This is a genomic window from Nibricoccus aquaticus (assembly GCF_002310495.1).
GTDB classification, from domain to species: domain Bacteria; phylum Verrucomicrobiota; class Verrucomicrobiia; order Opitutales; family Opitutaceae; genus Nibricoccus; species Nibricoccus aquaticus.
This window is the reverse complement of sequence record NZ_CP023344.1, coordinates 3,495,937-3,521,148: the sequence shown is the minus strand read 5'-3', so window position 1 is coordinate 3,521,148 and position 25,212 is coordinate 3,495,937. Positions and strand designations below refer to the sequence as shown.

The following is a 25,212-nucleotide window of genomic DNA, read 5'->3' as shown; positions in this document are numbered from 1 at the left end:
AGGCAACAGCAAGAATCAATGCGCGCTGTAAGCGCGCTCGGCGATCTCCTCCCGAACCTCAAGTCTCAGCCTCGGGGAGCCGATAAACGGACTATGCTGCACAAACGAGCACAGCTCCTTCGTATTTCCCTTCACAACTAACCGATTCGCCGAGTTGCTCAAAAACGCGGCGTCACAACACTGGCGGCCACGTATATGCCCAGCCGTCCGTCCGAAAGAGGTATCCTCCTCGTATTAGCAGCCGTCCAATTCACTCACATCATGGACTTCATGGTCATGATGCCGCTCGCGCCTCAACTCATGCGTGAACTGGACCTGAGCGCCGCGCACTTCAGCCATCTTGTCGCCGCCTACTCGCTTGCTGCAGGTGTCGTCGGCTTTTTAAGCGCGCCGTTCATCGACCGTTTCGACCGGCGCACGCTGCTTCTGTGGGCGTATGCGGGCTTCACCATCGCAACCTTGCTCTGCGGTCTCGCCCCCAACGCCCACGCGCTCCTCATCGCGCGCGCCATCGGCGGCGCCTTTGGCGGCATCTCCGGCTCCCTCTGTCTGGCGATCGTGAGCGACATCGTGCCACCCGAACGCCGTGCCTCCGGTATCGGCATCGTCATGACCGCGTTCGCCGTCGCTGCCTCGATCGGCGTCCCGGTCGGACTGCAACTGGCGCAAAACTTCGGCTGGCGTTCACCGTTCACCTTCGTCGCTGTCTTCGGAGCGATCGTCTGGTGCGTGGCGTTCCGCTTTGTCCCATCGGTCCGCGGACACATGCAAAGCGGCGCGAACAAAGGCCAGGCATTCAAAGAACTCTTGCGCGACGCCAACGCCGGCCGTGCCATCGTCTTCATGGCGATCATGGTGCTCGGCCATTTCAGCATCATCCCGCTCCTCTCCGCGCATCTCGTCGGCGACCTCGCTTTGCCCGAAAAATACCTTTCGTGGGTCTATGTGATCGGCGGAATCGCGAGCGTGCTAACCGCGCCACTGGTCGGCCGGCTTGCTGACCGCCACGGTCGCCAGCGCATCTTCACCTACATGGTGATCGCGGCCTCGCTCGTCATTCTCGTGATCGCAAATGCCGGCGCACTTCCCGTCTGGGGCACGTTGGTGATCGCCGGATTTTTCTTCACCTTCGCGAGCGGTCGCTTCGTTCCGGGACAGGCCATCGTTACGCTCGCCGTGCCGTCGTCGCGACGCGGAGCCTTCCTAAGCCTGACGAGTTGCGCGCGCGATCTAGCGTCGGGCATCAGCTCCACGCTGGGCGGCTGGATCGTCATCAAACAACCCAACGGCCACCTCCTTCACTTCAACTACCTCGGCTGGATCGCCGTCGCCACCGGTCTGCTGAGCATCGTCCTAGCCCGCACCGTCCGCGTGAACGACACCGGCGCCAAGCCCCAGCCCAAACCGCTCATCGACCCCAACCACGAGCCGCAGGTGGCAGGGTAACAACATCCCAACGAAAAATTTTTGCCGGAATGTTTCCCGGCAAAAATTTTCAACAGAGTTGCCGCTTAGCCCGGATCTACAGCACTGGCGTTTCTTGAAGATTACTGCCGCTGGAAGACATTTCGCCAGGGTGAGGTTTCACCTTTTTCAGAGCGAAGTAGATCTCACCGCTAGTTGAGAGAAAAGCGCAGGCAAGTGCCGCAGGAATGCTGACCACATGCTTCGCCAGAAAATATCCGTAGCTGGTCACAAACAGAGGAACGTAGAGCAGAAGTCCGGTCACGATGCCGGGAGAGTACCGGCGGGTTTTGAACGCTCCAAGGATGTGCGTGAAAATGAGATTATAGAAAAGTACTCCAGCGACGAAGAGCGTCGCATACGCGGAATGCCTTCCCAGCGGAACAGTGAGCACGGCGGCAAAGTAGCAGGCGTTGGCTTTGTAGTAGTAGGACATCGGCGCTCCCGCGACCTGCGGCCGGTAAAGGTGATACCACTCCCGGAAACCGCCGGGCCAGAAAAGCTCCTCGATGATGTGAAGGCCGAAACAAACCGCCGGCGCCCAGCTAAGCAGAGTAATGATGGATTCTGTTGTCATGGAGATGAGTGATTTGAAGTTGTGATTGCATCTTCATAATATGAGCTTTGCTCACATTCGACAACTCACGTTCCGATGCCTCCCTCAAAGTCCCGTAAGCCTCAGAGAGATCAGCGACTTGAGCCGCGCTCACCACGTCAGGCCCGTGCCGTGGAGAAGGTGGAGCTCATATTGGAGGCGGCCACCCGGCTGCTCGAAAGCGGCGACATCCGCTCGCTGACCACCAACACACTGGCCGAAAAGGCCGGCGTCAGCATCGGGACGCTCTACCAGTATTTCAAAAACAAGGAGGCCGTGCTGGAGGCGTTGACCGAACGAGAAATGGCCGGCCTTTCGAAGAGGGTGCTCGCCAGTTTTCAAGGCTCCGCACCGGTCACACCCGGCGAGAGGATCGGCGCGATCGTCCGTGCGGTACTCGCCACCTACGGCGGCCGGCGGCGCGCGCACCGGACGTTGATGGCTCACGCCATGTCCAGCGGCGGCGCTGGCCGGCTCGCACCGCTCTACCGGAAATTGATCGAGCTTTTCCGAGCCCAAGGGCCGGCGGGCTCCGGACCGCGCGCCATACCGCTCTCTCCCGCCGAGGCATTTGTGCTCACGCACGCAGTTGCCGGCGTGGTTCGAACCTTGGTGACCGATGGCGAACACCCGCCTCGTGAGGAAATCGAAAAAGCCCTGACACGACTCGTCCTGGGATTTTTTAGAACGTCTGACGCGTCCCAACCATAGCTTCGGATAATTGCGTTGGCCCAGGCACGAAAAACTCAGCCCAATCTCAATCGTGGCTTTCCCGGCTTCTCGCCACTGAGGTCACTTTGTCCGCGCTATCGAACCGGACCTCGAGCGAAGCATTCATCTCCGGCCCCGCTATCGTCTCCCATCGATAACGAGCGTCCTGCTTGTTCACGGGCTCGCCCAACTTCGCGATGAGCGCTTGCTTCGTCATGCCCACTTTGACGAAAGCGTAGCGCTTCTCGGCAGCTTCAACAATCCGCTCCTCAGAGTTCGAACAACCCGACAACAGCGCCAACGCCATAACAGGCGTAAGCGCGAACAACCGCCAATTTTTAGAGAGCAGGGATAAAAATTTCATCTCCCCAAGAACACAGCACGCGAAGCCAGGTTGCAGACACCCTGCTTCGCTCTCCCCCCCTTGATCTGCCGCCTATTCTACGCGCGTCGCTTCCTCCTCGAACGGCAGCACCCTCACGAAATCAGTCCGTTTCGTTTCAAATCCTCGCTTGAGTTTCACGAGCAGCACCCGCGCCGCGCCACCCGTCTTGAGCAGAACCGGCTGCGGTGCGAGCGCGGGATCGAAACTCTGAAAGCGAACCTCGAAGCCTGCATCCGTCACCTTCGCGACACCCGCTACACGAACAGCCTCACGCAGCTTCACCGAAAAGTTCTCGAATGCTCGCTGCGCCTTGTTCACCCGGAAAAGCGCCTGAACTTTGTCGGAGGGAAATTCGGCGCTCGTTGTTTTCAACGGCAGTTCGAACACGACCGCCCTCGCCTCATCGGCAAACACACGCACGTCGTTCACATCGACGACACTCGAAATCTCGGGCAACTCGCCCAAAGTTTCCGGCACCCCCCGTCCCTCATCCCGCCACTGCTGAAACACCGCTGCACCGGGTTTCTTTCCATCAACCATCAGCAACGTACTCCGCTCCGCTTCCGGCTTCGAAGGATCGATGCGCACCGTCGTCACACGGTCATCGCCAAACCCACGCGATATCTCGGTGTAAGCCCAGCACTCCGCATCGGCGCCGACCTTGCCAAGCGCATCGGCAAACATCGCCCGTTGCGCTTCCTCGGCCACCGGCAGAGCGAGAAACGACGCCGACCGCACCGCGACTACCGCCGTGCTTTCTTGAATATCCCGGCGAACGATCGCGATGTCGCCAGCCCCGCCCGCTCCCGACAATGCCTCGAACGGCCAACGCCCGGAAACGCGCCCCACTTTCGTCAGCCAGAAATCCATCTCCGTTTGAAACGCCGCCTCCAGCTCCTCAGACGAAAGTTTCATCTTCTTGTTTTTCTTCGGCGGTGAGTACCGCGTGTTCGCCAGCATTCCCGCAGGCGTGGTGAGAAAAAGTACGTTGCCGATAACTGGCGACCGACGCTCGAAAACGATCTCCGTTTTCCCGCGTTGCTGCGTCACCCACATGCGATGCCTCTCCGCGCCCTCGACGATGCGCCATTCGTAACCGAGCACCGGCGCCTTCTCCGTTTTTGGGACATTCAGAAACGCCACACCCTCCCATTTCGTCCAGATACCGTTGTCCAAAATCTCCGCTGCCCGTCCGGCGAGCGGCCCTGACTCTTTCACAACGGCCGGAGTGCGTCCCTCGGGAGTGCTCCACATCACGCTTCCCCAATGCGGTGCCGGAGAAGGCACGATCATCGTCACCGTTCGCGTCTCTTTCGTGACCGGATCGCGCACTTCGAACACCCACGACACGCTCTTCTTTCCCGCTGCGAGCTCCGCCCACTTTTTATCCTGCGCTTTATCCGCTCTCATCAGCGAAAAGAGCGACCGCTTCTTTCCGTCCACTTTGAGAATGATGTCACCCGGACGCAGGCCCGCCTTGGACGCCGCCGTATTCGGGAAGACTTCTCTCACCCACGCATACGAGGGTCCGGGAATCGCAATCATCCCGCCCGCGCGAAACCCAAACTCCTCCAGCCGGTCCGCCTTCACGTTGAATGCGGGCAGATGCTCCAAGTCCTCCAGTTCGTCATCCTCCCTCGCATTCGACGATGCTGTCGCTCCAAGCGACGACGCCTCCCCAGCCCACGCATGGACGCTGCAACAAAAGGCCAGCATCCATCCAGCAAACAAATTCCGTCCCCACCCCACCCGGATCGCAGAAGAAAGCATGCCTCCTTGTGAGACTTTCTCCCGGTAAAAGTTCCGCGCCGCGCTCAAGCGCTCACGTGCATGCAGGCACAGCGAATTCGATCAACGCCTTTGCTCCTTTTTTTCGGCCGCCTTCTGGCGTTCCAACCGCGCGTCCTCCTCTTTCTTCCGCGCGTTTTCCAACCAGTAATAATCTTCGGCCATCTGACGCGCCTCAGCCATATCCCGGGCGCTCCCGTTTCGGAGTAACTCCTCCGCTTTCTTATCCACACCGGTCGCGCTATATTTGGTCGACCCGCAGCCGCATAGAGCGCCAGCAACCGTGAATAACACCAGCGCCAAAACCACTTGGGATTTCATAGAAACAAAATTTCAGGAGACGCGTGGCTCACTATTTTTGTCCGGCGAACCACCGAACAATGTCAGGCATCATATGTTCGAATGCCCCCGGCAGAAACACATTGAAGAGTGTCGCGGGCTTGTCGGTGCGATTTTCGAAATCGTGAATGACACCCGCAGGAATGCGCAAAAAAGTGCCGCGTGGAGCATCAATCCATTCCTCGCCTACCCGCACTGCCATCGTTCCTTCAGTAACCAAAAAAAGCTCCTCGTTCTCTTCATGCGAATGCGGACCCGGCCCGTGACTATGCGGCGCCACCGTCCACTCGGAAACGCTGTACCTGCCCTGGGTCTCGGCTCCATCCGCCTTGAATACAGCCTGCATCGGACCGCAGTCGTAACTCCGGCCACAACCAGGCGGGAGAATAATCGATGAAATGCTCATGCGATAGAGTGAGTTTAAAGTTATCCGCCGCAATTGGGGTTCACTAGGACGCTGCTCTCGCGAACGGAAATCGTCTGCGTCCGAAAGCCAAGTCTACAACGCTACACGCTGCCACCCTGTTAATGCAGGTCACTCCCAGCTCCAGCGGCGAAACGCCGTGGAAAACGAATACACCGAGCCGTACCCCGTGCGCTCCGCGATCTCCTCCAGTTGCGCAGGCGTTGACCTCAGCGTCGTACTCGCACGTCTCCGCCGCAGATGCGTCAAATGCTCCATCGGGCTGCGCTGATAATTTTCCCCTGGCGGGTGGATTCGCGCCAACTCCAGCCCCGCACCGGGCCACGCTACGCTCGCTCATCGTGCGTTGGCTTGTGATCTTATTGGTGCCAGACACCGTAGTCACCATGCTGCACATCACCAACGGCGACAGCGCGGCGGGGTCTTTGCGCAACAGCGGCGTGCCGGGACAAGTAATCGCGTGGCAGGACGTCCTGCACGAAGGCCCGGTGCCGGCGGGTTTGATGCTTGAGGAGATGAGCGGCGTGCGCGCACGTTTCCTCGCGCAGTGGGACGATCGATCGTTTCCCGAGGTGTCGGCGAGTTTCCGCGAACGCGACAACGCACTCCGCTCTGCCTGCCATAGGGTGTTATGGTTCGAGCATGATCTCTACGATCAGCTGCAGTTGCTGCAGATTCTAGCAACGCTCTCCCAAGCGCCTGGCATCACGGCCGAGATGATCTGCATCGATGCGTTTCCCGGCATCGTGCCATTTTACGGTCTCGGCCAGCTTACGCCGGTGCAACTCGCGTCGCTCTGGCCGAAACGCCAGCCCATCACCGCGGAGCAACTCTCGCTCGGAGCTCGCGCATGGAACGCATTGACCTCTCCCGATTCCGACGCCTTGCGCCAGCTGCTCGCAACGGATCTCGATGCACTTCCTTTTCTCGGCAACGCGCTGCGACGTTTGCTTGAAGAATATCCCACACCGCCCACCGGCTTGGGGCGCACTGAGCGGCAGCTCCTGCGAGCGATCGCGCGCGGCATCCGCGGCTTTGCGGATTTATTTCGCGCCAATGCCGCTGCGGAGGAAACGAGCTTCATGGGCGATACGACGGTCAAGTCGCGCCTCAAGGCCCTCATGCACGCTCCCACGCCGCTCGTGACGCCTGAGCCCTACACCTTGACCGCGGCCGGACAGCGCGTGCTCGCTGGCGAAGCCGACGCACGCCAGCTCAACGGTATGGATCGATGGATCGGCGGCGTGCACTTCAAAGCTTGAAGTCATGAACGTCCGCGCGCGCAGTGACTCGCCGACCGTGTTCACAGAGTCTACTCGATAGCCCGATAAGAAAACCCGCTCAACCGCACACTCCCCGTGCCCAGCGAGCAAATACCCACGCGCAGACTCAGAAACCCGCCAAAGACATTGTGATTGAGCCCCGCGACTTCCATGCGCGTCGGATGCGTCCTCCAGCTCACGCCGCCATCGACCGAGTATTGGTAGGTGATCACGTTCCGGTCATTTGTGATCCGCGCGCGCACTGTGCGCCCCTTCAGCGGCACACTCGCCCAATCCTCCGTCGTCGCATACTGGTAGGTCTTCACCTTCTCGCCCGTGAAACCGACTCCGACAAACGCCTTCGGATTATAGTACAACAGCAGCGCGCCCTCCGCGTCTCCGAGCATCTCCATCGTCACCTCCACTTCGTACGCGCGATCCGGCACGATGCACGTCAGCGGTGAACTGTTCGTCGGCGAATCCCCCTCGCTCGCCAGCTCCAGCAAGTCCTTCCCGTAGCGCACGCGCGTCATTTCATCCGCGCTCGGATCGTGAAACGCCCACTGCGTCCCAAACTTGTTCGTCGAAAAATCATCCGACAACGCCAGCCCGTGCGGCACCGCACTGCCGCCCTTCGGCATCGCAAGCGGTTTCCCGAGATCGCCGCCTTTCGCGCGAAACCATCCATCCTCCGTCCACTCGATCGGCTCCAACAGCGTCTGCCGCCCGAGCGTGCGAAATCCGTTTTCGTAGCCGTGATAGACCATCCACCAATCGCCGCCCGGTCCTTCGAGAACCGTCGCATGTCCGCGCGACCACCACGGCTCTTTGTCCGACAGCGTGCGAACGAGCGGATTGTGCGGACAGTGTTCCCACGGCCCGTGAATCGAACGCGAGCGCGCCGCGATAACCATGTGCCCCGTGACCGGCCCCGCCGTCCCGCCCACCGCCGTCACGAGATAAAACCACTCGCCCCGCCTGAAAAGCTTCGGCCCCTCCGGCGCGAAATTTTCCGTCACCCAATTCTCCGGATAACGCCACGGAGCATACGCCTGCTCCAGCTTTCCATCCGTCGCCAACCCATCATCGGTCAGCCTGATCTTGCGAATGCCGTTAACAAAAAGATACCGCCTGCCATCCTCGCCCACCGCGTGTCCCGGATCGATGCAACCTTCGATACCAAGATCGATCGGCTCGCTCCACGGCCCCTCTATCTTATCCGCCCAGATGACATAAGTGGACCACGGCTTCCCGTGCGCGATGGCTGGAATGTACACGTAATAGCGCCCGTCAACTTTGCATAGATCGAGCGCCCAGACCGTCCCGATATTTTTGTGCAACGCCGGACCGACCGGCCGCCAGTTGACCAGATCCTTCGAGTGCCAGATCACGATCCCCGGGTAGGAATTGAACGACGAAAACGTCATGTAGTAACCGTCCCCATCTTTCAGGATCGTCGGATCGGGCCGGTCCCCCGCGAGGATCGGATTGAGAAACGTGCCGTCGCCCAAGTCGGCCTTGCGCTGGCCCTCAATCCCGCGCTGCCAACGTGGAATATCCACGGAGTCAGCGCGCGCCGAAGCCGTGGCAAAAATGAAACAGGCTAGTAACGCGCAGCAAAGCGCCGGGGTGCATCCAGTCTGTGATTGTTTCATCGCAGGAGTAAAAAGTTGGGGAAGCGTCAACGAAACGACCGCCCCGCCCGCAGATCAATCGCTGGATTCACTCTCTCATTTGCAGAAGCTCTGCCCGCAGCCGCCTCTCTCGGCTCACTCACACGGTCCGCGCGTTGTCACGAACGCGTAATGTTCGCGTGTCTAGCATACACCCCTCCAACTCACGCCCAGCATGAATACCCTCCGTCGCCTGCCGCTCATCTCAACCGCGCTTGCGCTTTGCTCATCGGCCTTCGCCGTCAACGCCGCATCTCCCACGCCAGTGCCGGATGCCGCCAACGTCGCTCCGCAGCCACTCGCCTTCCCCACCGCCGAGGGCTACGGCCGCTTCGCCAAAGGCGGCCGCGGTGGCCGCGTCATCGCCGTCACCAATCTCAACGACTCCGGCCCCGGCAGCCTCCGCGCCGCCGTCGAAGCCGAGGGACCACGCACGGTCGTCTTCGATGTCTCCGGCCGCATCGAACTCCAATCGCGCCTCATCGTGCGCAAAAATAATTCCGAACTCACCATCGCCGGCCAGACCGCTCCAGGAATCGGGATCTGCCTCAGCAATTACAACTTCGGCGTCCTCGGTGCCAGCGATGTCATCATCCGTTACATACGCGTCCGCCCCGGCAACACCTCGGGCATGACCCTCGACGGCATGGGCCTGGCCTCCGCCGACAACGCCATCATCGATCACTGCTCGATCAGCTGGACGCTCGACGAATCCTTCAGCTCGCGCGGCGCGAAAAACATCACGCTCCAGCGCACGCTCATCTCCGAAGCGCTCAACGCCGCCGGTCACAAAAAATATCCGCCCGGCAAACAGCACGGCTACGCCGCCAGCATCGGCGGCGACATCGGCAGCTTTCACCACAACCTCCTCGCCCATTGCGCCGGTCGAAACTGGAGCATGGCTGGCGGTCTCTCGAAACCAGATAACAAATACGCCGGCCGCCTCGATATCCGGAACAACGTCGTCTACAACTGGGCCCGGCGCGCGACCGATGGCGGCGCTCACGAGGTCAATTTCGTGAACAACTACTACAAGCCCGGCGCCGCCACGAAATACTTCTACGCCCTCAACGCCCAGTACGGCGGCTTCCCCGGCAGCCAGCGCTATTATTTCTCGGGCAATGTCATGCCCGGCCACTTCGGCGTCGACGATCAGGAAAAAGGCCGTACCGCCACCACCGAGCGCGGCGGGCAGTTGCCGACCGAATACAGCCCGTGGTCCGACACCCCGTTCTTCGTGTCGCACGTGAAAACCCAGACCGCCGAGGAAGCCTACACCAACGTTCTCGCCGACGTCGGCTGCAACTTCCCCGCCCTCGATCCACACGATCAACGCATCCTCGTCGAGACGCGCGACGGCACCTATAAATACAGCGGCAGCACCACCGGCCTCCCCGGCCTTCCCGATTCGGAAAAAGATGTCGGCGGTTGGGACGAATATCCCGTGGTGCATCGTCCCGACGGCTGGGACACCGATCGCGACGGCATGCCCGACGCCTGGGAAACCGCCAACGGACTCAACCCCAACGATCCATCCGACGGCGCGAAAGTCCGCGACGGCACACACTACACCCATCTCGAAGTTTACCTGAACTCCCTCGTCGGCGAAAAAATCTAAACCCGCTCCCGGGAAAAGCGCAGGGCTACAGCTTGGCATTTTGCCGCTTTGTCCGGCAGCTCGCACAAACTCCCAGCGCCCCCGCTAGGCCCGTCGCGCCGATCCACGCGAGCGCCGTCATCCACGAAACCGCCGGACTCGCGCCAGTCGCCGGCCCGCACCACTGCGGCCCGCCCAGCCCGAGCGCCGCGCCCGCCCCGAGATACGCCGCCACGCACACCACGCATTTCGGCGTGAGCGCGAGCAGCGCCGCCGACAGCAGCCAGCGGACGGCTCGGCTTCGGCGAAAACTGCCCGGTGAAGACTCAACGCGCGGCGACGGCATCGGCAGGTTGATCGTAACGGTCGTGATGGCGCACCCAGTCCATGCCCGGATCCACCGGGTCCTCGTCGCGCCCCTTCGGCACCAGATCGAGTATCGTGTAGGTTCCCATGAACTGCTCCACGCCGCGCCCATAAGTTGAATACGTGTGGTAGATGTCACCGCGGGCGTCCTTCGCGAAGACACTGAAGCCCGGCGCCTCCCCGTGCGGAAAACCTCTGAGCCCATAATTATAGTACACGGTGCTGCGCGCCAATTCCTCCTCGGTGAAGGAGACGTGGTAGTCGAAATTGAAGTCGTTCCGATTCGACGACACCCAGTTGAACGACCACCCCATCCGCTCCTTGAACGGCAGAATCTCCGCAAGCGGCGCGCGTGAAACAACTGCAAGCGTCACATCCCGCGCCTGCAAATGCGGGATCGTCGGCACCAGGTGATCCGCGATGAACGAACAGCTCTTGCACCCTTCGTCCCAGCCGGGCCCGAGCATGAAGTGATAGACGGCAAGCTGGCTGCGACCGTTGAACAAATCCACCAACGGCACCGGGCCACCAGGCGCATCGAAGACGTAAGTTTTCTCCACCTTCACCCACGGCAATTCGCGGCGTTTCGCGGCAATCTTGTCATGCAGACGGGTGAGTTCCTTCTCTTCGCGGAGAAGTTCTCTGCGAGCCGCGAGCCATTTATCCTCGGCGACGACGGCAGGTTTTTCGAACGACTGAGTTTTCATGAGACGTATCTTTCCGATTTACTGACGATTGAGCGTTGGATTTTCCGACAACGCGTTCGGATGTTTTAGGCAAGGCAGTGGCCTTGTTGTTTTCTGACCAGAAACGGAGGACGGCTTTCGCCGCTGTTCCTCCGGAAATTTTCTAAACCGGATCAGCTCTGCGCCGCGATCCGCGCCTTATTGTACTCCGGTTTGAGCGTCACGAGCATAGCCCAGAACGGCGGCGGCTCCACGCCCTCAAGTTGGGCGATGAGCTGCGCGACATGCGTGTGCCAGCCGGCGGCGAACTCGTGCAGATACGGGATGTCCCCGCCGGTCGATCGATGCGTGAGCACGAGCAGCACGTCCTTGCCCTGCGGCGTGAGTTCGAAAATCGCCTCCGACTCGTTGTCGCTGCCAAACGTGAACGCCAGCAGGCGCGGCGCTTCGCAGCGCGTGATCGTGCATTCGAAGACTTTGCCGCTCGCGTGGACTTTCTTGAACTCCTCGGGCGGCGTTTCGTCAGGCGCGATGCAGCTATGGCGCATCTCGAAGCGCACCTTGCCACCCACGCGTTGCTCCATCGCGCCACTCGCAAACCAGCGCGCGCGTTTCTCGGAGTCCGTGAGATAATCCCACACGCGCTCGATCGGTCCGGGCAGCGTGCGCACGATGCGAACTTCCGCCGGGCCCGTAAACTTTCCGGGTTCTTCGTTGTTCTTCATGAGGAGTCAGCGCGTGAGCATGTGTGCGAATGCGCGAGGATCAGTGCTTGAGCGCCTTCAGCTCCGCCGCACGGCGTGTTTCGTAGTCAGCGAGAAGCTTGTCGTGCATCGACCAGAACCCCGGACGCGGCGTCCCCGCGAGCTGCGCGACGAGATGATTGAGATGAATGTGCCAGCCCGACGCATAGTTCGTGAGTTCCTTCTCTTCCTCGGCGCCACGAGCCCGATGCGTGAGAACCAGCAATACGTCTTTGCCCTGCGGCGTCAGTTCGATGGTCACCTCTGAGTCGTCGCTGCCAAATGTGTACGCCAGCAGCCGGGGCGCTTCGCACTTCAACACGCGCCCTTCGAAGCTCACGCCGGGATCTTGCACCTCCGCGTATTTCGCCGGCGGTTTCTCGTCGGGCGCGAGGTTCTTGTGGACCATGTGAAACACGACTTTCCCGCCCGCCTTCTGCTGGAGTTCTCCGCCACAGAACCACCGTGCCCGCTTCACCGGATCGATCAAATAATCCCAGACCCTTTCGATCGGACCGGGCAACGTGCGCACGATCCGGAGCTCCGATGGACTGCTGAACTTGGCGTAATCTTCGTTGGTTTTCATGAGGATGCTTTCTTGGTTTTCGTTTTCACCTGGGTCTTGGCTTTCTTCGCAGTCACGGCACTCGCCGCATCTTCCGCGCGCAGCTCGCGCTCCAGCGCGTCGAGACGGCTCGACCAGATCGTGCGCGTCTTTTCCAGCCACGCCTCAACCTCGTCGAAGCCGTGAGGATTGAGCGACTGGATGCGCGACTGCCCCTCCGCCCGCGTCACCACGAGCCCCGCTTCCCGCAGCACATTCAGATGCTGCGAAATCGCCGGCGCGCTCATGTCGAATTCCTCGACGAGTTCGCCCGAACTCCGCTCGCCCTCGGCAAGCAACTCCACGATCCGCCGCCGCGTCGGGTCAGCTATGGCCAGTAAACTTTGCATGGCCGATATTGATTAAGCATAAACTTAATAAAGCAAGCCTTAATTTAAGCATATACTTAATCAATTCTCCCAACCCAGATCACACTCACCCCGCTGTTTCGCGCATCTAGCTGCTCCCTCGCTCCGCACCTCTCACCTCCGCCGTCACGCGCCCTCCGGCAGCTTCTTCAGCAACTTCGCGTCCGCCACAAACGGCCCGAACGGCAGCAGCGACGCGATCAGCAACAACGCCGTCACCTTCAACTTCCACCCATGCTCCACCGCCGCCTGCAACACCGCCGCCACATAAAGCAAAAAGAGCACCCCATGCGCCATCCCCACCACGCGCACCGCCCCCGGCTCGCCCGCGAAATACTTCAGCGGCATCGCGATTCCGATCAGCACCAGAAACGACGCGCCTTCCAGAAATCCAATGACACGCAGACGACTGATCGAGCTTTGAATCCATTTCATACGTCCACCGAGCCAACCGCCGCCCGCTCCGCACTCAAGCCCTCCGCGCCCACGTCCGTCCGATAAAAGTCCCGAGCACGTCCACCGTTAGCCGCCCTGTTCCACCCCGCGCTCGCCACCTCCCGCATTCGCGTCCATTGGCCTCCATTCGCGGTTAAAAAAATCCCGCCACTCCCATTTCCATTCTCCACACGTCCGCCGCATTCTCCTCCGCTTCCCACCATGGCCGGTTTCGAAAACGCCCTCGTCCTCATCCTCCTGCTCGCCGCCCTCAACATCGTCGGCCGCCGCCTGCCCTGGCCGCTCCCGATCACCTACGTCGTCGGCGCCAGCCTCGTCGCCCTCTGGCCCGCCTTCCCCCGCATCGCCCTCGATCCCGGCTTCTTCTTCCTCTGCTTCGTGCCACCGCTCCTCTTCTCCGACGGCTGGCTCATGCCGCTCCGTGACTTCATGGCCGCGAAGCGCCCCATCCTCATGCTCGCCACGGGCCTCGTCGTCCTCACGACCGTCCTCGTCGGCCTCACCGCCCACTGGCTCGTCCCCGGCCTCTCCCTCGCCATGGCTTTCGCCCTCGGTGCCGTCGTCTCCCCGACCGACGCCGTCGCCACCGCCGCCATCACCCAAAAACTAAAAATCCCCGCCCGCCTCACCACCATCCTCAACGGCGAGAGCCTCATGAACGACGCGACCGGCCTCGTCGCCTTCAAGTTCGCCCTCGCCGCCGCCATCGCCGGCACCTTCTCCCTCAAAGCCGCCGCCATGGACTTCGTCGTCCTCGCCGCCGGCGGCATCCTCCTCGGCCTCGCGCTCGCCTGGCTCGTCGGCTTTCTCCGCGACTTCCTCAAGAAAATCGCCCGCACCGATCCCTTCATCGAAATAACCATCTCCCTCCTCACGCCCTACGCCGCCTACCTCGCCGCCGACGCCCTCGGCCTCTCCAGCATCCTCGCCGTCGTCGCCGCCGGCCTGTATTCAGGCTGGCGCGACCCGCTCAAGATGGATGTCCCCACCCGCCAGGCCACCTGGTCCGTATGGGCCGTCGTCCTCTTCTGGCTCAACGGCCTCGCCTTCATCCTCCTCGGCCTCCAGTTCCCCACGCTCCTCGCCACCGTCACCGGACAATACTCCCCCGCCCAGCTCGGCCTCTTCGTCGCCGCCGTCTCCGCCGTCGCCATCGCCGCCCGCCTCCTCTGGATCTTCCCCGGCGCCTATCTCCCCTTCCTGCTTTCGAAACGCATCCGCTCCACGGAGACACGCCCTCCCCTGAGCAACGTCCTCGTCGCCGGCTGGGCCGGCATGAGAGGCACCGTCACCCTCGCCGCCGCGCTCTCCATTCCCCAGTTCGCCGCCGACGGCTCCCCATTCCCCGGCCGCGATATCGTCGTCTTTCTCGCCTTCGGCGTCACCGCCGTGACGCTCCTCCTCCAAGGCACCACGCTCGAATCCCTTATTTGCCGGCTCGGCGTCAAAGCCGACGACACCAGCCTCCGCGAAGAAAACCTCGCCCGCCTCACCGCGGTCGAAGCCGGCCTGAAAACTCTCCGCCAGCTCGAAACCCTGTCCCCTTCCCCCGAAGAAACCGCCGCCCTCGGCGAAGTTATTTCCGAATACGAACACCGCCTCGCCGAGCTCACCGCCGAGGGCGAAACCCAGGCCAGCGCCCGCCTCCGCCGCCGCTCCTCCCGCAATTACCGCCTCCTCGCCCTCCACGCCGAACGCGCCGCCATCGACGACCTCTGGCGCCGCGACCGCATCACCGACGACATCCACCGCCCCCTCCAGCAACTCCTCGACCATGAGGAATCCATGCTCACCAGCCACAGCTGAACGCAGCGGGCCTCGTTCAACCCTCCTACCGCTCGCGCGCTCAGTCTGTCACCGCGCGCCCGCCGACTGCGGCACCGCAACATCCACCGCCAGCCGCCCGCTGCTCAAAATCTTCGCGCGCAACCCGCCGCGCCCCTTGAGTGCATTCTCCGCGCCCGGCCCAAAAGCCCGATCCATCCAGTAACACGGCTTGCACTCGCCCATCCCGAGGAAGCGCACGCCCTGCACCTCAAACTCGCGATCGTACAGCGTCGTCAGATCGACTCCCCGCGTGATCACGTTCCGCCGCAAAACCGCCGCGCTCTTGTCATGCACACAGAGCTGCCCGCATAACGCCTCGAAAATCTCCTCCGCGAAAAATGTGATCTGTCCCTTGTAGTCCGCCTTGTAGTCGAAAAACCGGTCGCCCTCGATCCCGCGCCCCGCGAGGCAATTCACCTCCGCCTTTTCCACCGTCTCATGCTCGCCCGGCGGCTGCTCGTGATGACCGAAATAATTATGCCCGGCCGAGACATAAAGATGCACGATGCGCGGCGAATTCATCCCCGCACGATGAAGCGTTTCGATGCCACGCGCGATTTTGAAATGCACCGCGCCCCCTGAAACGCGCTCATCGTTCCGACGAGAAACGATCATACACCGCCGCGCTATCGCATTGAGTCGCGCGCGCCGCCCGGCTGACTCCTTCGCCGTGCCGTTCGTCCAACGCTTCCGCCGCCTCCTCGCTCTCGCCGCGCTCCTCAACGCAACGCTCACGAGCCTCGCCGCCGACCTCAACGTCTTCGCCGCCGCCAGCCTCTCCGACGCGCTCACCGAAATCGCCAAAACCTACGAACCCGCCAGCGGCGACAAACTCCGCCTCAACCTCGCCGCCTCCAGCCTCCTCGCCCGCCAGATCAAAGAAGGCGCGCCCGCCGACATCTTCCTCTCCGCCGACGAAGCCAAAATGGACGACCTCGCCAAAGCCGGCCTCCTCCTCGCCGGCACCCGCCGTCCGCTGCTCGGCAACACCCTCGTCATCGTCGTGAACGCTGAAAACGGCCCCGCCCTCTCCGCCCCCGCCGATCTCGCGAAGCCCGCCATCGCCCGCATCGCTCTCGCTGAACCCCAAACCGTCCCCGCCGGGATCTACGCCAAAACCTTTCTCCAAAACGCCGGCCTCTGGGAAAAACTCTCCGCCAAAATCATCCCCACCGAAAACGTCCGCGCCTGCCTCGCCGCCGTCGAATCCGGCAACGTCGACGCCGGCATCGTCTACAAAACCGACGCCCTTATCTCCAGGAAAGTGAAGATCGCGTACGAAATCCCCGCCGCCGAAGGACCGAAAATCACTTACCCGCTCGCCGTCCTGAAAGACACGAAACACGAGGAAGCCGCCCGCAAATTCGCCGCCCGCCTCGCCTCCCCCGAAGCCCGAGCCATCTTCGAAAAATACGGCTTCATATCCGATGTAGGCGGGGTGCCCTCACCCCGCTGAACGCGCCTTCGCCACGCTTGCGCAGCCCACCCGCTCGCTATCCGCTCCCCGGCAACATGTCGCCCGAAGTCTGGCAAATCACCTGGTTCACCGTCGCCGTCTCGGCCGGCGGCACCTTGCTGATCCTGCCCGCCGGCATCGCCCTCGCCTGGCTCCTTGCCCGCCGCGACTGGCCTGGCAAATCCCTCGTCGAAACCCTCGTCGCCCTCCCGCTCGTCGTCCCGCCCGTCGCCACCGGTCTGATACTGCTCAAACTCTTCGGCCGCCGCGGCGCGCTCGGTTCCTTCTTCGAAAACACGCTCGGCTGGCAGATCGTCTTCAGCTGGCGCGGTGTCGTCCTCGCGACCGCGATCATGTCGTTCCCGCTGCTCGTGCGCACCGCCCGCGTCGCCTTCGAGTCCGTCAACCCGCGCCTCGAACACGTCGCCCGCACCCTCGGCGCGAGTCAGTGGCGCGTCTTCCTCACGATCACACTTCCACTCGCCAAACGAGGGATCATCGCAGGCGCTCTCCTCGCGTTCGCACGAGCGCTCGGCGAATTCGGTGCCACCATCATGGTCGCCGGTTACATCCCCGGCGAAACCGCCACGCTCTCGCTCTCCATCTACCACCTCGTGCAACTCGGCCGCGACGCCGAGGCCTTCGCCTTGCTCGGTATCTCCCTCGCCATCGCCTTCACCGCCGTCTGGCTCGGCGAACGTTTCCTGCGAAAGAGCCACGCCGCATGAGCCTCGTCCTAAAAAATCTCCGCCTCCCGCTCGCGCATTTCACGCTCGAGATCGACGCCACGCTCTCGTCGCGCGTCACCGCGATCTTCGGCCCTTCCGGCTCCGGAAAAACTTCGCTGCTCGAACTCATCGCCGGACTCCGCCGCCCCGCCTCCGGCTCCATCGAACTCTCCGGCACCGTCCTCACCGACCGCGCCACCCACCAGTTCATCGCCCCGCAACACCGCGCCATCGGCTACGTCCCGCAAGACGGCGCGCTCTTCCCGCACCTATCCGTTCGCAAAAATCTCCTCTACGGTTTCAGCACTACTCACGAACGCCCCGCCGGCCTGTCCCTCGATCACATCGTCGAAGTCCTTGAAATTTCCCCGTTGCTCGACCGCTCCATCGCCACGCTCTCAGGCGGCGAAAAACAACGCGTCGCCCTCGGCCGCGCCCTCCTCGCCGCGCCCAAACTCCTCCTCCTCGACGAACCCCTCGCCAGTCTCGATGTCGCGCTCAAGGAACGCCTCATCCCTTACCTCCTCCGCATCCGCGACGAGTTCACCATCCCGATGATCTACGTCACGCACTCCCCCGACGAAGTCGTCGCGCTCTGTGACGACGCCTTGATCCTCCTCTCCGGCAAAATCGAAAAGCGCGGCCGCCCGGCCGACCTCTTCGAAGTCAGCGAAACACCGCGCTATCGGCTGCGTGAACAAAAAGGCCGCGCTGAATAAGCGCGGCCTTCTCCAAAAAATTTGATGGCCAGAACTTACTTCGCCGCATCAACCAGCTTCTGCCCGTTCTTCGCGACCCACGCCTCATACTCTTTCCGAGGCATGAATTTCAGCGACGCCGAGTTGATGCAGTAACGTTGCCCCGTCGGGCGCGGTCCGTCGTTGAAAACGTGTCCGAGATGCGCGCCGTCCACCGTGCAGTGAACTTCTTCTCGGATCATGCCATAGCTAGTGTCGCGATGAACACCGACAAACACCGAGTCGATCGGCTTCGTGAAGCTCGGCCAGCCCGTCCCGCTCTCAAATTTATCACGGCTGTCGAAAAGCGGCGTCTCGCTGCACACGGAAAAATACACGCCGTCCGCGTGATGATCGTGGTACTCATTCCGAAACGGAGGCTCTGTCCCTTGCTTGCGCGCAACGCTGAACTGGATCGGCGTGAGCACCTTCTTCCACTCGTCGTCCGTCTTCTGGATCTTCGTTTTCGCCATATCGATGACCACCTTGGAAGGCAGCCCGCAGGCGGAGTTTTCAGCAGTGATGGCGCAGTTGGCGGAATCAACTACCGGAGAAGGCGTGGACGATTTCATTTCAGGCTTTTTCATATCGGCAAAAGTGAAGGCGAGCCCGGCGGCTCCAGCCAGCGCTACAAAGAGAAGGGTTTTCTTCATGCAAGTGAGAGTACCCACAACGAGGTTTTATTCCACGCGCTTGCCAAATTTATTTCTCCGCTAGAATGCCACCTCCTCATTTCCTGGCCCTGCACCTGGACCTGGATCTGAGGACTCATCCCACTCTCTTAACAAAAGCAAAACCCACCATGTCCACCGCTACACCGCAGAAGTTCGAGTTCCAGGCTGAGATCAAACAGCTCCTCGATATCGTCATCCACTCGCTCTACACCGAGAAGGAAATCTTCGTCCGCGAGCTCGTTTCCAACGCCTCCGACGCCATCGAAAAACTCCGCCATCTCCAGCTCACTGAGAAGGACATCGCCGACGATAAACTCGAACTCGAGATCAACCTCACGACCGACGACAAGGCCAAGACCCTCACCATTCAGGACGCCGGCATCGGCATGACCCGCGCCGAGCTCATCGAAAATCTCGGCACAATCGCCCACTCCGGCTCGAAGGCTTTCCTCAAAGCCCTCAGCGAATCCGGCCAGAAAAACGCCAACCTCATCGGCCAGTTCGGCGTCGGCTTCTACTCCGTCTTCATGGTCGCGAAGTCGGTGAAAGTTTACTCACGCTCCTGGCGCACCGGCGAGCCCGCCAACGTCTGGTCGAGCGACGGCTCCGGCAGCTACGAGATCGAGGAAGTCCAGGACCAGACGCGCGGCTCCAAGATCGTCATCGAGCTCAAAGACGACTGCGGCGACTACGCCCAGGAATGGAAAATCAAAGAGATCCTCGAGCGCTACAGCGCCTTCGTGACCTTCCCAATCAATCTCAACGGCAAGCGCATCAACACCGTTCAGGCCCTGTGGCTCCGCTCGAAAAACGAGATCAAGGAAGAGGAATACACCGAGTTCTATAAATTCCAGGCCCACGCCCACGATGACCCGCGCTCGCGCCTCCACTTCAGCGCCGATGCTCCCCTCCAGATCAACGCCCTCCTCTTCGTCCCGAAGGACAACGTCGAGAAGCTCGGCATGTCCCGCCTCGAGGCGAGCGTCGCACTCTATTGCCGCAAGGTTCTCATCGACGCCAAGCCGAAGGACTTGCTGCCCGAGTGGCTGCGCTTCCTTAAGGGCGTCGTCGATAGCGAAGATCTCCCGCTCAACATCTCGCGCGAAACAATGCAGGACCGCGCGCTCATCGAGAAACTCAACAAAGTTATCACGAAGCGCTTCCTGAAATTCCTCGAAGAAGAAGCCACCAACCGCGCCGACGCCTACAACGAGTTCTACGCCGAGTTCGGTATCTTCCTCAAAGAAGGCGCCGCCCTCGACTACACGCACAAAGACTCCCTCACGAAGCTCCTCCGCTACGAATCCTCGCTCACCGAGAAGGGCAAAACCACCTCGCTCACCGATTACGTGTCGCGCATGCAGAGCGAGCAGAAGGAAATTTATTACCTCATCGGCGCCAACCGCGCGACGATCGAGAGCGGCCCGTACCTCGAAGGCTTCAAGGCCCGCAACCTCGAGGTGCTCTTCTGCTACGAGCCCGTCGACGAGTATGTGATGAACAACGTCCGCGAATTCGATGGCAAGAAGCTCACTGCCGCCGATCACGGTGACGTGAAACTCTCCGACCTCCCGAAGGCCGAGGGCGCGCTCAGCGAATCCGAAATCAAAGACCTCTCCGAATGGATCAAGACGAGCCTCGGAGAGCGCATAAGCGAAGTGAAAGCCAGCGACCGCCTCGTCGATTCACCCGCCCTCGCGACCAACTCCGACAAGTTCATGTCCCCCCACATGCGCCGCATGATGAAAGCCATGAATAAGGACGGCGCCGACGCTCCCGTTAAGGTCAGCCTCGAGATCAACCCACGCCACGCCGTCATCAAACGCCTCGCCGAAACGCGCACCAGCTCGCCCGAAAAAGCCCAGCTCGTCGCCGAGCAGATCCTCGACAACGCCCTCATCAGCGCGGGCCTGCTCGAAGATTCTACCGCCATGGTGAAGCGTCTCTACAAGTTACTGGAGAGTGTTTAACGTATCGCGAAGCAGAAAGTATGGCTACATAGCCATACTTCCTGCTTGCAGTATGGCAGCACAGCCATACCGTCGGCATTGTTATGAAAATGACCATGCATATCGACGAGGACGTTTTGGACCGTGTGATGAAGATCACCGGTGCCAAAACCAAGACAGACGCAGTCGAGATCGCGCTCACCGAGATGGCCCGCCGCCATAAGCTCAAAGAGCTGTTCAACGCTGGTCTCGGGCTCACGCCCGACGAGCTGAAAGCTTCCTTTGCGAACGATCCATCGCTCGAAAAGTCCGATGTTCTCTACGCTGCCGAAGACCCCGCTCCTTATGGCCAACCTCGTCCTTCCGGACAGTAACTTTTTCGTCAACTGCGCGCGCGCCGGGACCGATCCGTTTCGTCAGCTCGGCGCGCGTTCGGATGATTACGAATTCGCGACGTGCGGGATGGTTGTCCTCGAGGTCTGTCGCGGCCGCAGAGATCCCAATATACTGCGTCGTTTCCAGGAGAACTTTGGCGTCATGATTTTCATTCCCACAAGTAACCAGATCTGGGAACGCGCCGCCCAGCTCGCCTGGTCGCTCGACCGCAAGGGCGCCATCATCCAGGCCCAAGACGTTCTCATCGCCGCACACGCTCTCCAGACCGACGCCACCGTCCTCACGTTCGACGCGCATTTCCACTATATCCCCGGCCTGCGCGTGGTTGATCATCTGGACTGAAAATTCGCCAAGGACTCTTCACTACTCCAGCGTATAATCCGACATGAACGACGACAGCGCCCTCTCCCGCCTACTCAAAACCTGGCAACCCCGCACGCCAGAGCCTGCGCCCGACTTCGGCGAAAATGTCTGGGCCCGCATCCAGCGCTCCCCCGCATCCACCTCCGCCTCGAGAGTCGTGCTTTTTCGTTTCCCCTCCACGCTCCGCGCCGCCGCTTGCTGGGCCGCAGGACTCGCCGCTTTCGGCGGCAGCGCCGCCGCGTACGCTTACGACTCGCTCACGCGAGATGAACGCATGGCTGCCGCCCACGCTGCCGCGATCGATCCGATTCAAATCACTGCCGCTCCCAACACGGTCCACCGCCATTGATGAAGCGTTTTCTTCCACTGTTTGTTGTCATCGTTCTCGCCGGAGCCGTCGCTTTCGGCGTCACCAAATGGGTGTGTCACAAGGGCTGCCCCGACGAAAACACCTGGCTCCAGACCGAGTTCTCCCTTTCGAACGAACAACTCGCCGCGATTAAAAACATCCGCGCCGACTACGGCCCTGTTTGCGCCAGCCATTGCAGCAAACTCTCCACCGAAAAAAAGCGCCTCGCCAACCTTGAGAAAAAACACGGTCGCGACAGCGCCGACTATCTCGCCGCGCTCGCTGCCTTCGAGGCGCTGAATCGCGAGTGCGCCGAGGCGACCCGCAAACACCTCGAAGCCATCGCCGCACAGATGCCACACGACCAGGGACGTCGCTACCTCGAAATGGTCGGCCCTAAAATCACCGCAACTAACTCGCCTATTTCCCCCGCCGCGAAATGACGGTCGCCGCGCCCGTCGGGCAGGACACCGACGACATGCTCGCACTCCAGCGTGGCGAAGACGCCGCACTGGACAGGCTCATGCTGCGCTGGCAGCTCCCGCTGCGCGGCTTCCTCTACCGCCACACGCAAAACGAATTCGACGCGCTCGACCTCTCGCAGGAAACCTTCGTCCGCGTCTATCAACACCGCGCCCGCTTCCGTCCCGAGGCCCGCTTCTCGACCTGGCTTTTCCAGATCGCGCTCAACCTCGCCCGCGACCGCGCCCGCCGCCTCGTTCGTCGCCCCACCGCTTCGCTCGACGAAGCTCCCGAGCCGATCGACAACTCCGAACATCCCCGCGCCTCCAGCGAACGCGACGAACGCGCCAGCGCCGTCCGCAAAGCCATTGCCTCGCTTCCTGAGGACATGCGCGAAGCCGTGGTCCTTTTCGAGTACGAGGAAAAATCCCACGCCGAGATCGGCCAGATCGTGGGCGCTTCCGCCAAAGCCGTGGAGACGCGTATCTACCGCGCACGCCAGCTCCTGAAAAAATCCCTCGGCCGCTGGCTAGCCCGCAATGGTTGAGCCTAGCGCGACCTCGCGCAGTCGCGGTCCGCGTAACTCTCGCACGCGTTCTAACGCGCTCCTGAATCCCGGCTAATTCCCACCGCACAGCCACGATTTTCTCGCGCCTGCGCGGAAATCTTTCACCAAGGTTCTTCCATGGCCACGCCCGCTTTCTTCTACCAAGACCCATTTCCGCTCGGCGAAGACACCACCGAATACCGCCTCCTCTCCAAAGAAGGGGTCTCCACCGCCACCTTCGAAGGGAATGAAATCCTCAAAGTCTCGCCCGAGGCATTGTCCTTCCTCGCCCAGCAGGCGATGCACGACTGCTCCTTCTTCCTCCGCCCAAAACACCTCGCCCAAGTCGCCGCCATCCTTGACGACCCCGAGGCTTCGGCCAACGACCGCTACGTCGCGCTCACGCTCCTGAAAAACGCCGAAGTCGCCGCCGGTGGTATTCTCCCGTTCTGTCAGGACACCGGCACCGCCTCCGTCCTCGGCAAAAAAGGCCAGCAAGTCTGGACCGGCGCCAACGACGCCGAATGGATCTCCCGCGGTATCTACGAGACCTACACGAAAGAAAATCTTCGCTACTCGCAAAACGCGCCGCTCGACATGTGGCGCGAGGTCAACACCGGCACCAATCTCCCCGCGCAGATCGACCTCATGGCGAGCGAAGGCGCGAAGTACGAATTCCTCTTTGTCGCCAAAGGCGGCGGCTCCGCGAACAAGATGTTTCTCTTTCAGGAAACCCGTGCTCTTCTCACGCCATCCGGCTTGGAGAAATTCGTCGCCGACAAACTCGGCTACCTAGGCACTTCTGCCTGCCCGCCTTATCACCTCGCGCTCGTCATCGGAGGCACCAGCGCCGAGCAGTGCATGAAAACGCTGAAGCTCGCTTCGACGAAATACTACGACGCGCTTCCAACCAAGGGTAACGAACACGGCCAGGCCTTTCGCGACATCGAGTGGGAAGGCAAAATTTTGGACATCGCCCGCAAGACCGGCATCGGCGCTCAATTCGGCGGCAAATATTTCGCGCTCGATGTCCGCGTCATCCGCCTCCCTCGCCACGGCGCTTCGCTCCCCGTCGCCCTCGGCGTCTCCTGCTCCGCTGATCGAAACATAAAGGCCAAGATCACCAAGGACGGCATCTTCCTTGAGAAACTAGAAACCAATCCCGGCCGCCTAATCCCCGATAGCGAGCGCACGTTCAAAGACACCAACGTCGTTCGCATCGACCTAAACCAGCCGATGGACGCCATCCGCGCCGAGCTCAGCCGCCATCCGGTCACCACGCGCGTCCTCCTCAACGGCCCGCTCGTCGTTGCTCGCGACATCGCCCACGCCAAACTCAAAGAGCGCGTCGATTCCGGCCAGGGCCTTCCCGATTACCTCAAGCAACACCCCGTTTACTACGCCGGTCCCGCCAAGACGCCCGCCGGTTACGCCTCCGGTAGTTTCGGCCCCACGACAGCCGGCCGCATGGACAGCTACGTCGATCTCTTTCAATCCCTCGGCGGCTCGATGGTGATGCTCGCTAAAGGCAACCGCAGCGCGGCAGTCACCAACGCCTGCAAGAAACACGGCGGCTTCTACCTCGGCAGCATTGGCGGCCCCGCCGCCATCCTCGCCAAGGACAACATCAAGAAGGTCGAGCAGCTCGAGTACGCCGAACTCGGCATGGAAGCCGTCTGGAAGATCGAGGTAGAAGACTTCCCCGCGTTCATCCTCGTCGACGACAAGGGCAACGATTTCTTCGTCAACGGTTGCAGCTCCTGTACCCCAGTCGTCAGCGGCAAACATTGACGAAACCGAGCTCAAAAATCCGAGACACCCGCATATCAAATTCATCCAAAACGCCTAAAGAAGCCACAGCCTGCAGTACCGAGATCATTTCAGTGACTAACTGAGTAGTACTAAATCATCGTTTTTGGTGTAAAAAACAGCCACTTCAACAACTTAAATCTCATCAATCATCTCCATAATAATGATTTATAAAAATTGCCAAATTAGGCATGAATGATTGCTTGCACTAAGGTTTTTTTCGAGGATTCTGCTATTCCCTCCCGCCAAAAACTGTACGTAGAGCCTAGCTCCGTATAGTTTATCGCCCGGCTCACGCCGGGCGATTTTTTTTGCCCAATTTCCAGCCCTCATCCCCCAAAGTTATTTATCACAAGTAGCACTGGTGCCCGGGACAGGACTCGAACCTGCACACCTTGCGGCAAAGGCTTCTAAGACCTTCGTGTCTGCCATTCCACCACCCGGGCATGAGTGC

At 61.1% G+C, this 25,212-nt stretch carries 29 protein-coding genes and 1 tRNA gene; 15 read left to right on the top strand and 15 right to left on the bottom strand.

Features of this window, described 5'->3' with window-relative positions:
- Positions 1-195: 195 nt before the first annotated feature.
- The gene (locus CMV30_RS14135; protein WP_096056643.1) at positions 196-1,446 is read left to right on the top strand and encodes an MFS transporter; all 1,251 of its coding nucleotides are present in this window, start codon (positions 196-198) and stop codon (positions 1,444-1,446) included.
- A gap of 76 nt (positions 1,447-1,522) precedes the next feature.
- Here the strand turns inward: CMV30_RS14135 and CMV30_RS14130 are convergent, their stop codons facing one another.
- Positions 1,523-2,041 carry an HXXEE domain-containing protein gene (locus CMV30_RS14130; protein ID WP_096056642.1) on the bottom strand — a complete coding sequence of 173 codons (519 nt, stop codon included), beginning with the start codon at positions 2,039-2,041 and terminating at the stop codon, positions 1,523-1,525.
- A gap of 150 nt (positions 2,042-2,191) precedes the next feature.
- On the opposite strand from CMV30_RS14130, the gene CMV30_RS14125 reads away from it, so the two are divergent.
- On the top strand, positions 2,192-2,770 hold the full coding sequence (locus CMV30_RS14125) for a TetR/AcrR family transcriptional regulator (RefSeq protein ID WP_175414884.1): 579 nt from the start codon (positions 2,192-2,194) through the stop codon (positions 2,768-2,770).
- Positions 2,771-2,816: 46 nt separating this feature from the next.
- Here the strand turns inward: CMV30_RS14125 and CMV30_RS14120 are convergent, their stop codons facing one another.
- From CMV30_RS14120 to CMV30_RS20930, 5 genes are all read right to left on the bottom strand, one after another.
- Entirely contained in the window at positions 2,817-3,134 is a 318-nt protein-coding gene (locus CMV30_RS14120; RefSeq protein ID WP_096056640.1) for a hypothetical protein, read from the bottom strand.
- A gap of 72 nt (positions 3,135-3,206) precedes the next feature.
- Positions 3,207-4,925, bottom strand: a complete 1,719-nt coding sequence (locus CMV30_RS14115; RefSeq protein ID WP_096056639.1) for a PDZ domain-containing protein — start codon at positions 4,923-4,925, stop codon at positions 3,207-3,209.
- 81 nt (positions 4,926-5,006) lie between these two features.
- Complete coding sequence (locus CMV30_RS14110) at positions 5,007-5,264, bottom strand: hypothetical protein (RefSeq protein ID WP_096056638.1); 258 nt, start codon at positions 5,262-5,264, stop codon at positions 5,007-5,009.
- Positions 5,265-5,295: 31 nt separating this feature from the next.
- The gene (locus tag CMV30_RS14105; RefSeq protein ID WP_096056637.1) at positions 5,296-5,688 is read right to left on the bottom strand and encodes a cupin domain-containing protein; all 393 of its coding nucleotides are present in this window, start codon (positions 5,686-5,688) and stop codon (positions 5,296-5,298) included.
- A gap of 129 nt (positions 5,689-5,817) precedes the next feature.
- Positions 5,818-6,009 carry a helix-turn-helix domain-containing protein gene (locus CMV30_RS20930; protein ID WP_425437048.1) on the bottom strand — a complete coding sequence of 64 codons (192 nt, stop codon included), beginning with the start codon at positions 6,007-6,009 and terminating at the stop codon, positions 5,818-5,820.
- A gap of 83 nt (positions 6,010-6,092) precedes the next feature.
- Here CMV30_RS20930 and CMV30_RS14095 point away from each other — a divergent pair, with 83 nt between their 5' ends.
- Entirely contained in the window at positions 6,093-6,968 is an 876-nt protein-coding gene (locus tag CMV30_RS14095) for a DUF1835 domain-containing protein (protein WP_138223308.1), read from the top strand.
- Positions 6,969-7,018: 50 nt separating this feature from the next.
- Here the strand turns inward: CMV30_RS14095 and CMV30_RS14090 are convergent, their stop codons facing one another.
- Entirely contained in the window at positions 7,019-8,623 is a 1,605-nt protein-coding gene (locus tag CMV30_RS14090) for a family 43 glycosylhydrolase (protein WP_096056634.1), read from the bottom strand.
- A gap of 193 nt (positions 8,624-8,816) precedes the next feature.
- Here CMV30_RS14090 and CMV30_RS14085 point away from each other — a divergent pair, with 193 nt between their 5' ends.
- Positions 8,817-10,259 (top strand): hypothetical protein, encoded by a 1,443-nt coding sequence (locus CMV30_RS14085; RefSeq protein ID WP_096056633.1) that lies wholly within the window; start codon positions 8,817-8,819, stop codon positions 10,257-10,259.
- Between the two features lie 305 nt (positions 10,260-10,564).
- Here CMV30_RS14085 and CMV30_RS14075 read toward each other — a convergent pair whose 3' ends face one another.
- The 5 genes from CMV30_RS14075 to CMV30_RS14055 form a co-directional block, all read right to left on the bottom strand.
- The gene (locus CMV30_RS14075) at positions 10,565-11,311 is read right to left on the bottom strand and encodes a DUF899 domain-containing protein (protein ID WP_096056631.1); all 747 of its coding nucleotides are present in this window, start codon (positions 11,309-11,311) and stop codon (positions 10,565-10,567) included.
- A gap of 152 nt (positions 11,312-11,463) precedes the next feature.
- A complete protein-coding gene (locus tag CMV30_RS14070) occupies positions 11,464-12,015 on the bottom strand; it encodes an SRPBCC family protein (RefSeq protein ID WP_096056630.1) in 552 nt (183 codons plus the stop codon).
- Positions 12,016-12,055: 40 nt separating this feature from the next.
- Positions 12,056-12,619, bottom strand: a complete 564-nt coding sequence (locus tag CMV30_RS14065; protein WP_096056629.1) for an SRPBCC family protein — start codon at positions 12,617-12,619, stop codon at positions 12,056-12,058.
- Complete coding sequence (locus tag CMV30_RS14060; RefSeq protein WP_096056628.1) at positions 12,616-12,987, bottom strand: metalloregulator ArsR/SmtB family transcription factor; 372 nt, start codon at positions 12,985-12,987, stop codon at positions 12,616-12,618. The genes CMV30_RS14065 and CMV30_RS14060 overlap by 4 nt, the downstream gene beginning before the upstream one ends.
- Positions 12,988-13,131: 144 nt before the next feature.
- A complete protein-coding gene (locus CMV30_RS14055) occupies positions 13,132-13,440 on the bottom strand; it encodes a DUF3817 domain-containing protein (RefSeq protein ID WP_096056627.1) in 309 nt (102 codons plus the stop codon).
- Between the two features lie 222 nt (positions 13,441-13,662).
- Between CMV30_RS14055 and CMV30_RS14050 the strand changes: the two genes are divergently transcribed.
- Positions 13,663-15,267: a Na+/H+ antiporter gene (locus tag CMV30_RS14050; protein ID WP_096056626.1), complete on the top strand. Its 1,605-nt coding sequence runs from the start codon at positions 13,663-13,665 to the stop codon at positions 15,265-15,267.
- A 48-nt stretch (positions 15,268-15,315) separates the two neighbouring features.
- Here the strand turns inward: CMV30_RS14050 and CMV30_RS14045 are convergent, their stop codons facing one another.
- On the bottom strand, positions 15,316-15,810 hold the full coding sequence (locus tag CMV30_RS14045) for an MOSC domain-containing protein (RefSeq protein WP_096056625.1): 495 nt from the start codon (positions 15,808-15,810) through the stop codon (positions 15,316-15,318).
- 148 nt (positions 15,811-15,958) lie between these two features.
- Between CMV30_RS14045 and modA the strand changes: the two genes are divergently transcribed.
- Genes modA through CMV30_RS14030 form a run of 3 tightly spaced genes read left to right on the top strand, consistent with a single transcriptional unit; the run spans position 15,959 to position 18,191 of the window.
- Positions 15,959-16,744, top strand: a complete 786-nt coding sequence (gene modA / locus CMV30_RS14040; RefSeq protein WP_245844214.1) for a molybdate ABC transporter substrate-binding protein — start codon at positions 15,959-15,961, stop codon at positions 16,742-16,744.
- A gap of 56 nt (positions 16,745-16,800) precedes the next feature.
- Positions 16,801-17,472, top strand: a complete 672-nt coding sequence (gene modB, locus CMV30_RS14035; RefSeq protein WP_096057771.1) for a molybdate ABC transporter permease subunit — start codon at positions 16,801-16,803, stop codon at positions 17,470-17,472.
- Positions 17,469-18,191 (top strand): ATP-binding cassette domain-containing protein, encoded by a 723-nt coding sequence (locus CMV30_RS14030; protein ID WP_096056623.1) that lies wholly within the window; start codon positions 17,469-17,471, stop codon positions 18,189-18,191. Before modB ends, CMV30_RS14030 begins: the two co-directional genes overlap by 4 nt.
- A gap of 35 nt (positions 18,192-18,226) precedes the next feature.
- Here CMV30_RS14030 and msrB read toward each other — a convergent pair whose 3' ends face one another.
- On the bottom strand, positions 18,227-18,862 hold the full coding sequence (msrB, locus tag CMV30_RS14025) for a peptide-methionine (R)-S-oxide reductase MsrB (protein ID WP_245844209.1): 636 nt from the start codon (positions 18,860-18,862) through the stop codon (positions 18,227-18,229).
- A gap of 149 nt (positions 18,863-19,011) precedes the next feature.
- Here msrB and htpG point away from each other — a divergent pair, with 149 nt between their 5' ends.
- From htpG to CMV30_RS13990, 7 genes are all read left to right on the top strand, one after another.
- A complete protein-coding gene (gene htpG / locus CMV30_RS14020) occupies positions 19,012-20,853 on the top strand; it encodes a molecular chaperone HtpG (protein ID WP_096056622.1) in 1,842 nt (613 codons plus the stop codon).
- A 95-nt stretch (positions 20,854-20,948) separates the two neighbouring features.
- Positions 20,949-21,206: a type II toxin-antitoxin system VapB family antitoxin gene (locus CMV30_RS14015; RefSeq protein ID WP_217494397.1), complete on the top strand. Its 258-nt coding sequence runs from the start codon at positions 20,949-20,951 to the stop codon at positions 21,204-21,206.
- A complete protein-coding gene (locus tag CMV30_RS14010) occupies positions 21,178-21,570 on the top strand; it encodes a PIN domain-containing protein (RefSeq protein WP_175414883.1) in 393 nt (130 codons plus the stop codon). Before CMV30_RS14015 ends, CMV30_RS14010 begins: the two co-directional genes overlap by 29 nt.
- 43 nt (positions 21,571-21,613) lie before the next feature.
- The gene (locus CMV30_RS14005) at positions 21,614-21,940 is read left to right on the top strand and encodes a hypothetical protein (protein ID WP_096056619.1); all 327 of its coding nucleotides are present in this window, start codon (positions 21,614-21,616) and stop codon (positions 21,938-21,940) included.
- Positions 21,940-22,383 (top strand): hypothetical protein, encoded by a 444-nt coding sequence (locus CMV30_RS14000; protein ID WP_096056618.1) that lies wholly within the window; start codon positions 21,940-21,942, stop codon positions 22,381-22,383. The genes CMV30_RS14005 and CMV30_RS14000 overlap by 1 nt, the downstream gene beginning before the upstream one ends.
- The gene (locus CMV30_RS13995; protein WP_096056617.1) at positions 22,380-22,949 is read left to right on the top strand and encodes an RNA polymerase sigma factor; all 570 of its coding nucleotides are present in this window, start codon (positions 22,380-22,382) and stop codon (positions 22,947-22,949) included. Before CMV30_RS14000 ends, CMV30_RS13995 begins: the two co-directional genes overlap by 4 nt.
- Positions 22,950-23,087: 138 nt before the next feature.
- Entirely contained in the window at positions 23,088-24,740 is a 1,653-nt protein-coding gene (locus tag CMV30_RS13990; protein ID WP_096056616.1) for a fumarate hydratase, read from the top strand.
- A 380-nt stretch (positions 24,741-25,120) separates the two neighbouring features.
- Here CMV30_RS13990 and CMV30_RS13985 read toward each other — a convergent pair.
- Positions 25,121-25,204 (bottom strand) — tRNA-Leu (locus tag CMV30_RS13985).
- Positions 25,205-25,212 lie beyond the last annotated feature (8 nt).

What these genes read in the sequence shown, in the direction of transcription:
- CMV30_RS13990 (WP_096056616.1), top strand. Translation starts at nt 23,088, where the DNA reads ATGGCCACGCCCGCTTTCTTCTACCAAGACCCATTTCCGCTCGGCGAA.
- CMV30_RS14115 (WP_096056639.1), bottom strand. Translation starts at nt 4,925, where the DNA reads ATGCTTTCTTCTGCGATCCGGGTGGGGTGGGGACGGAATTTGTTTGCT.
- CMV30_RS14095 (WP_138223308.1), top strand. Translation starts at nt 6,093, where the DNA reads ATGCTGCACATCACCAACGGCGACAGCGCGGCGGGGTCTTTGCGCAAC.
- CMV30_RS14010 (WP_175414883.1), top strand. Translation starts at nt 21,178, where the DNA reads ATGGCCAACCTCGTCCTTCCGGACAGTAACTTTTTCGTCAACTGCGCG.
- msrB (WP_245844209.1), bottom strand. Translation starts at nt 18,862, where the DNA reads ATGAAGAAAACCCTTCTCTTTGTAGCGCTGGCTGGAGCCGCCGGGCTC.
- CMV30_RS14075 (WP_096056631.1), bottom strand. Translation starts at nt 11,311, where the DNA reads ATGAAAACTCAGTCGTTCGAAAAACCTGCCGTCGTCGCCGAGGATAAA.
- CMV30_RS14110 (WP_096056638.1), bottom strand. Translation starts at nt 5,264, where the DNA reads ATGAAATCCCAAGTGGTTTTGGCGCTGGTGTTATTCACGGTTGCTGGC.
- CMV30_RS14050 (WP_096056626.1), top strand. Translation starts at nt 13,663, where the DNA reads ATGGCCGGTTTCGAAAACGCCCTCGTCCTCATCCTCCTGCTCGCCGCC.
- CMV30_RS14070 (WP_096056630.1), bottom strand. Translation starts at nt 12,015, where the DNA reads ATGAAGAACAACGAAGAACCCGGAAAGTTTACGGGCCCGGCGGAAGTT.
- CMV30_RS14000 (WP_096056618.1), top strand. Translation starts at nt 21,940, where the DNA reads ATGAAGCGTTTTCTTCCACTGTTTGTTGTCATCGTTCTCGCCGGAGCC.
- CMV30_RS14085 (WP_096056633.1), top strand. Translation starts at nt 8,817, where the DNA reads ATGAATACCCTCCGTCGCCTGCCGCTCATCTCAACCGCGCTTGCGCTT.
- CMV30_RS14120 (WP_096056640.1), bottom strand. Translation starts at nt 3,134, where the DNA reads ATGAAATTTTTATCCCTGCTCTCTAAAAATTGGCGGTTGTTCGCGCTT.
- CMV30_RS14105 (WP_096056637.1), bottom strand. Translation starts at nt 5,688, where the DNA reads ATGAGCATTTCATCGATTATTCTCCCGCCTGGTTGTGGCCGGAGTTAC.
- CMV30_RS14005 (WP_096056619.1), top strand. Translation starts at nt 21,614, where the DNA reads ATGAACGACGACAGCGCCCTCTCCCGCCTACTCAAAACCTGGCAACCC.
- modB (WP_096057771.1), top strand. Translation starts at nt 16,801, where the DNA reads ATGTCGCCCGAAGTCTGGCAAATCACCTGGTTCACCGTCGCCGTCTCG.
- CMV30_RS14060 (WP_096056628.1), bottom strand. Translation starts at nt 12,987, where the DNA reads ATGCAAAGTTTACTGGCCATAGCTGACCCGACGCGGCGGCGGATCGTG.
- CMV30_RS14055 (WP_096056627.1), bottom strand. Translation starts at nt 13,440, where the DNA reads ATGAAATGGATTCAAAGCTCGATCAGTCGTCTGCGTGTCATTGGATTT.
- CMV30_RS14130 (WP_096056642.1), bottom strand. Translation starts at nt 2,041, where the DNA reads ATGACAACAGAATCCATCATTACTCTGCTTAGCTGGGCGCCGGCGGTT.
- CMV30_RS14135 (WP_096056643.1), top strand. Translation starts at nt 196, where the DNA reads ATGCCCAGCCGTCCGTCCGAAAGAGGTATCCTCCTCGTATTAGCAGCC.
- htpG (WP_096056622.1), top strand. Translation starts at nt 19,012, where the DNA reads ATGTCCACCGCTACACCGCAGAAGTTCGAGTTCCAGGCTGAGATCAAA.
- CMV30_RS14015 (WP_217494397.1), top strand. Translation starts at nt 20,949, where the DNA reads ATGCATATCGACGAGGACGTTTTGGACCGTGTGATGAAGATCACCGGT.
- CMV30_RS14065 (WP_096056629.1), bottom strand. Translation starts at nt 12,619, where the DNA reads ATGAAAACCAACGAAGATTACGCCAAGTTCAGCAGTCCATCGGAGCTC.
- CMV30_RS13995 (WP_096056617.1), top strand. Translation starts at nt 22,380, where the DNA reads ATGACGGTCGCCGCGCCCGTCGGGCAGGACACCGACGACATGCTCGCA.
- CMV30_RS14090 (WP_096056634.1), bottom strand. Translation starts at nt 8,623, where the DNA reads ATGAAACAATCACAGACTGGATGCACCCCGGCGCTTTGCTGCGCGTTA.
- CMV30_RS14045 (WP_096056625.1), bottom strand. Translation starts at nt 15,810, where the DNA reads ATGAATTCGCCGCGCATCGTGCATCTTTATGTCTCGGCCGGGCATAAT.
- CMV30_RS14030 (WP_096056623.1), top strand. Translation starts at nt 17,469, where the DNA reads ATGAGCCTCGTCCTAAAAAATCTCCGCCTCCCGCTCGCGCATTTCACG.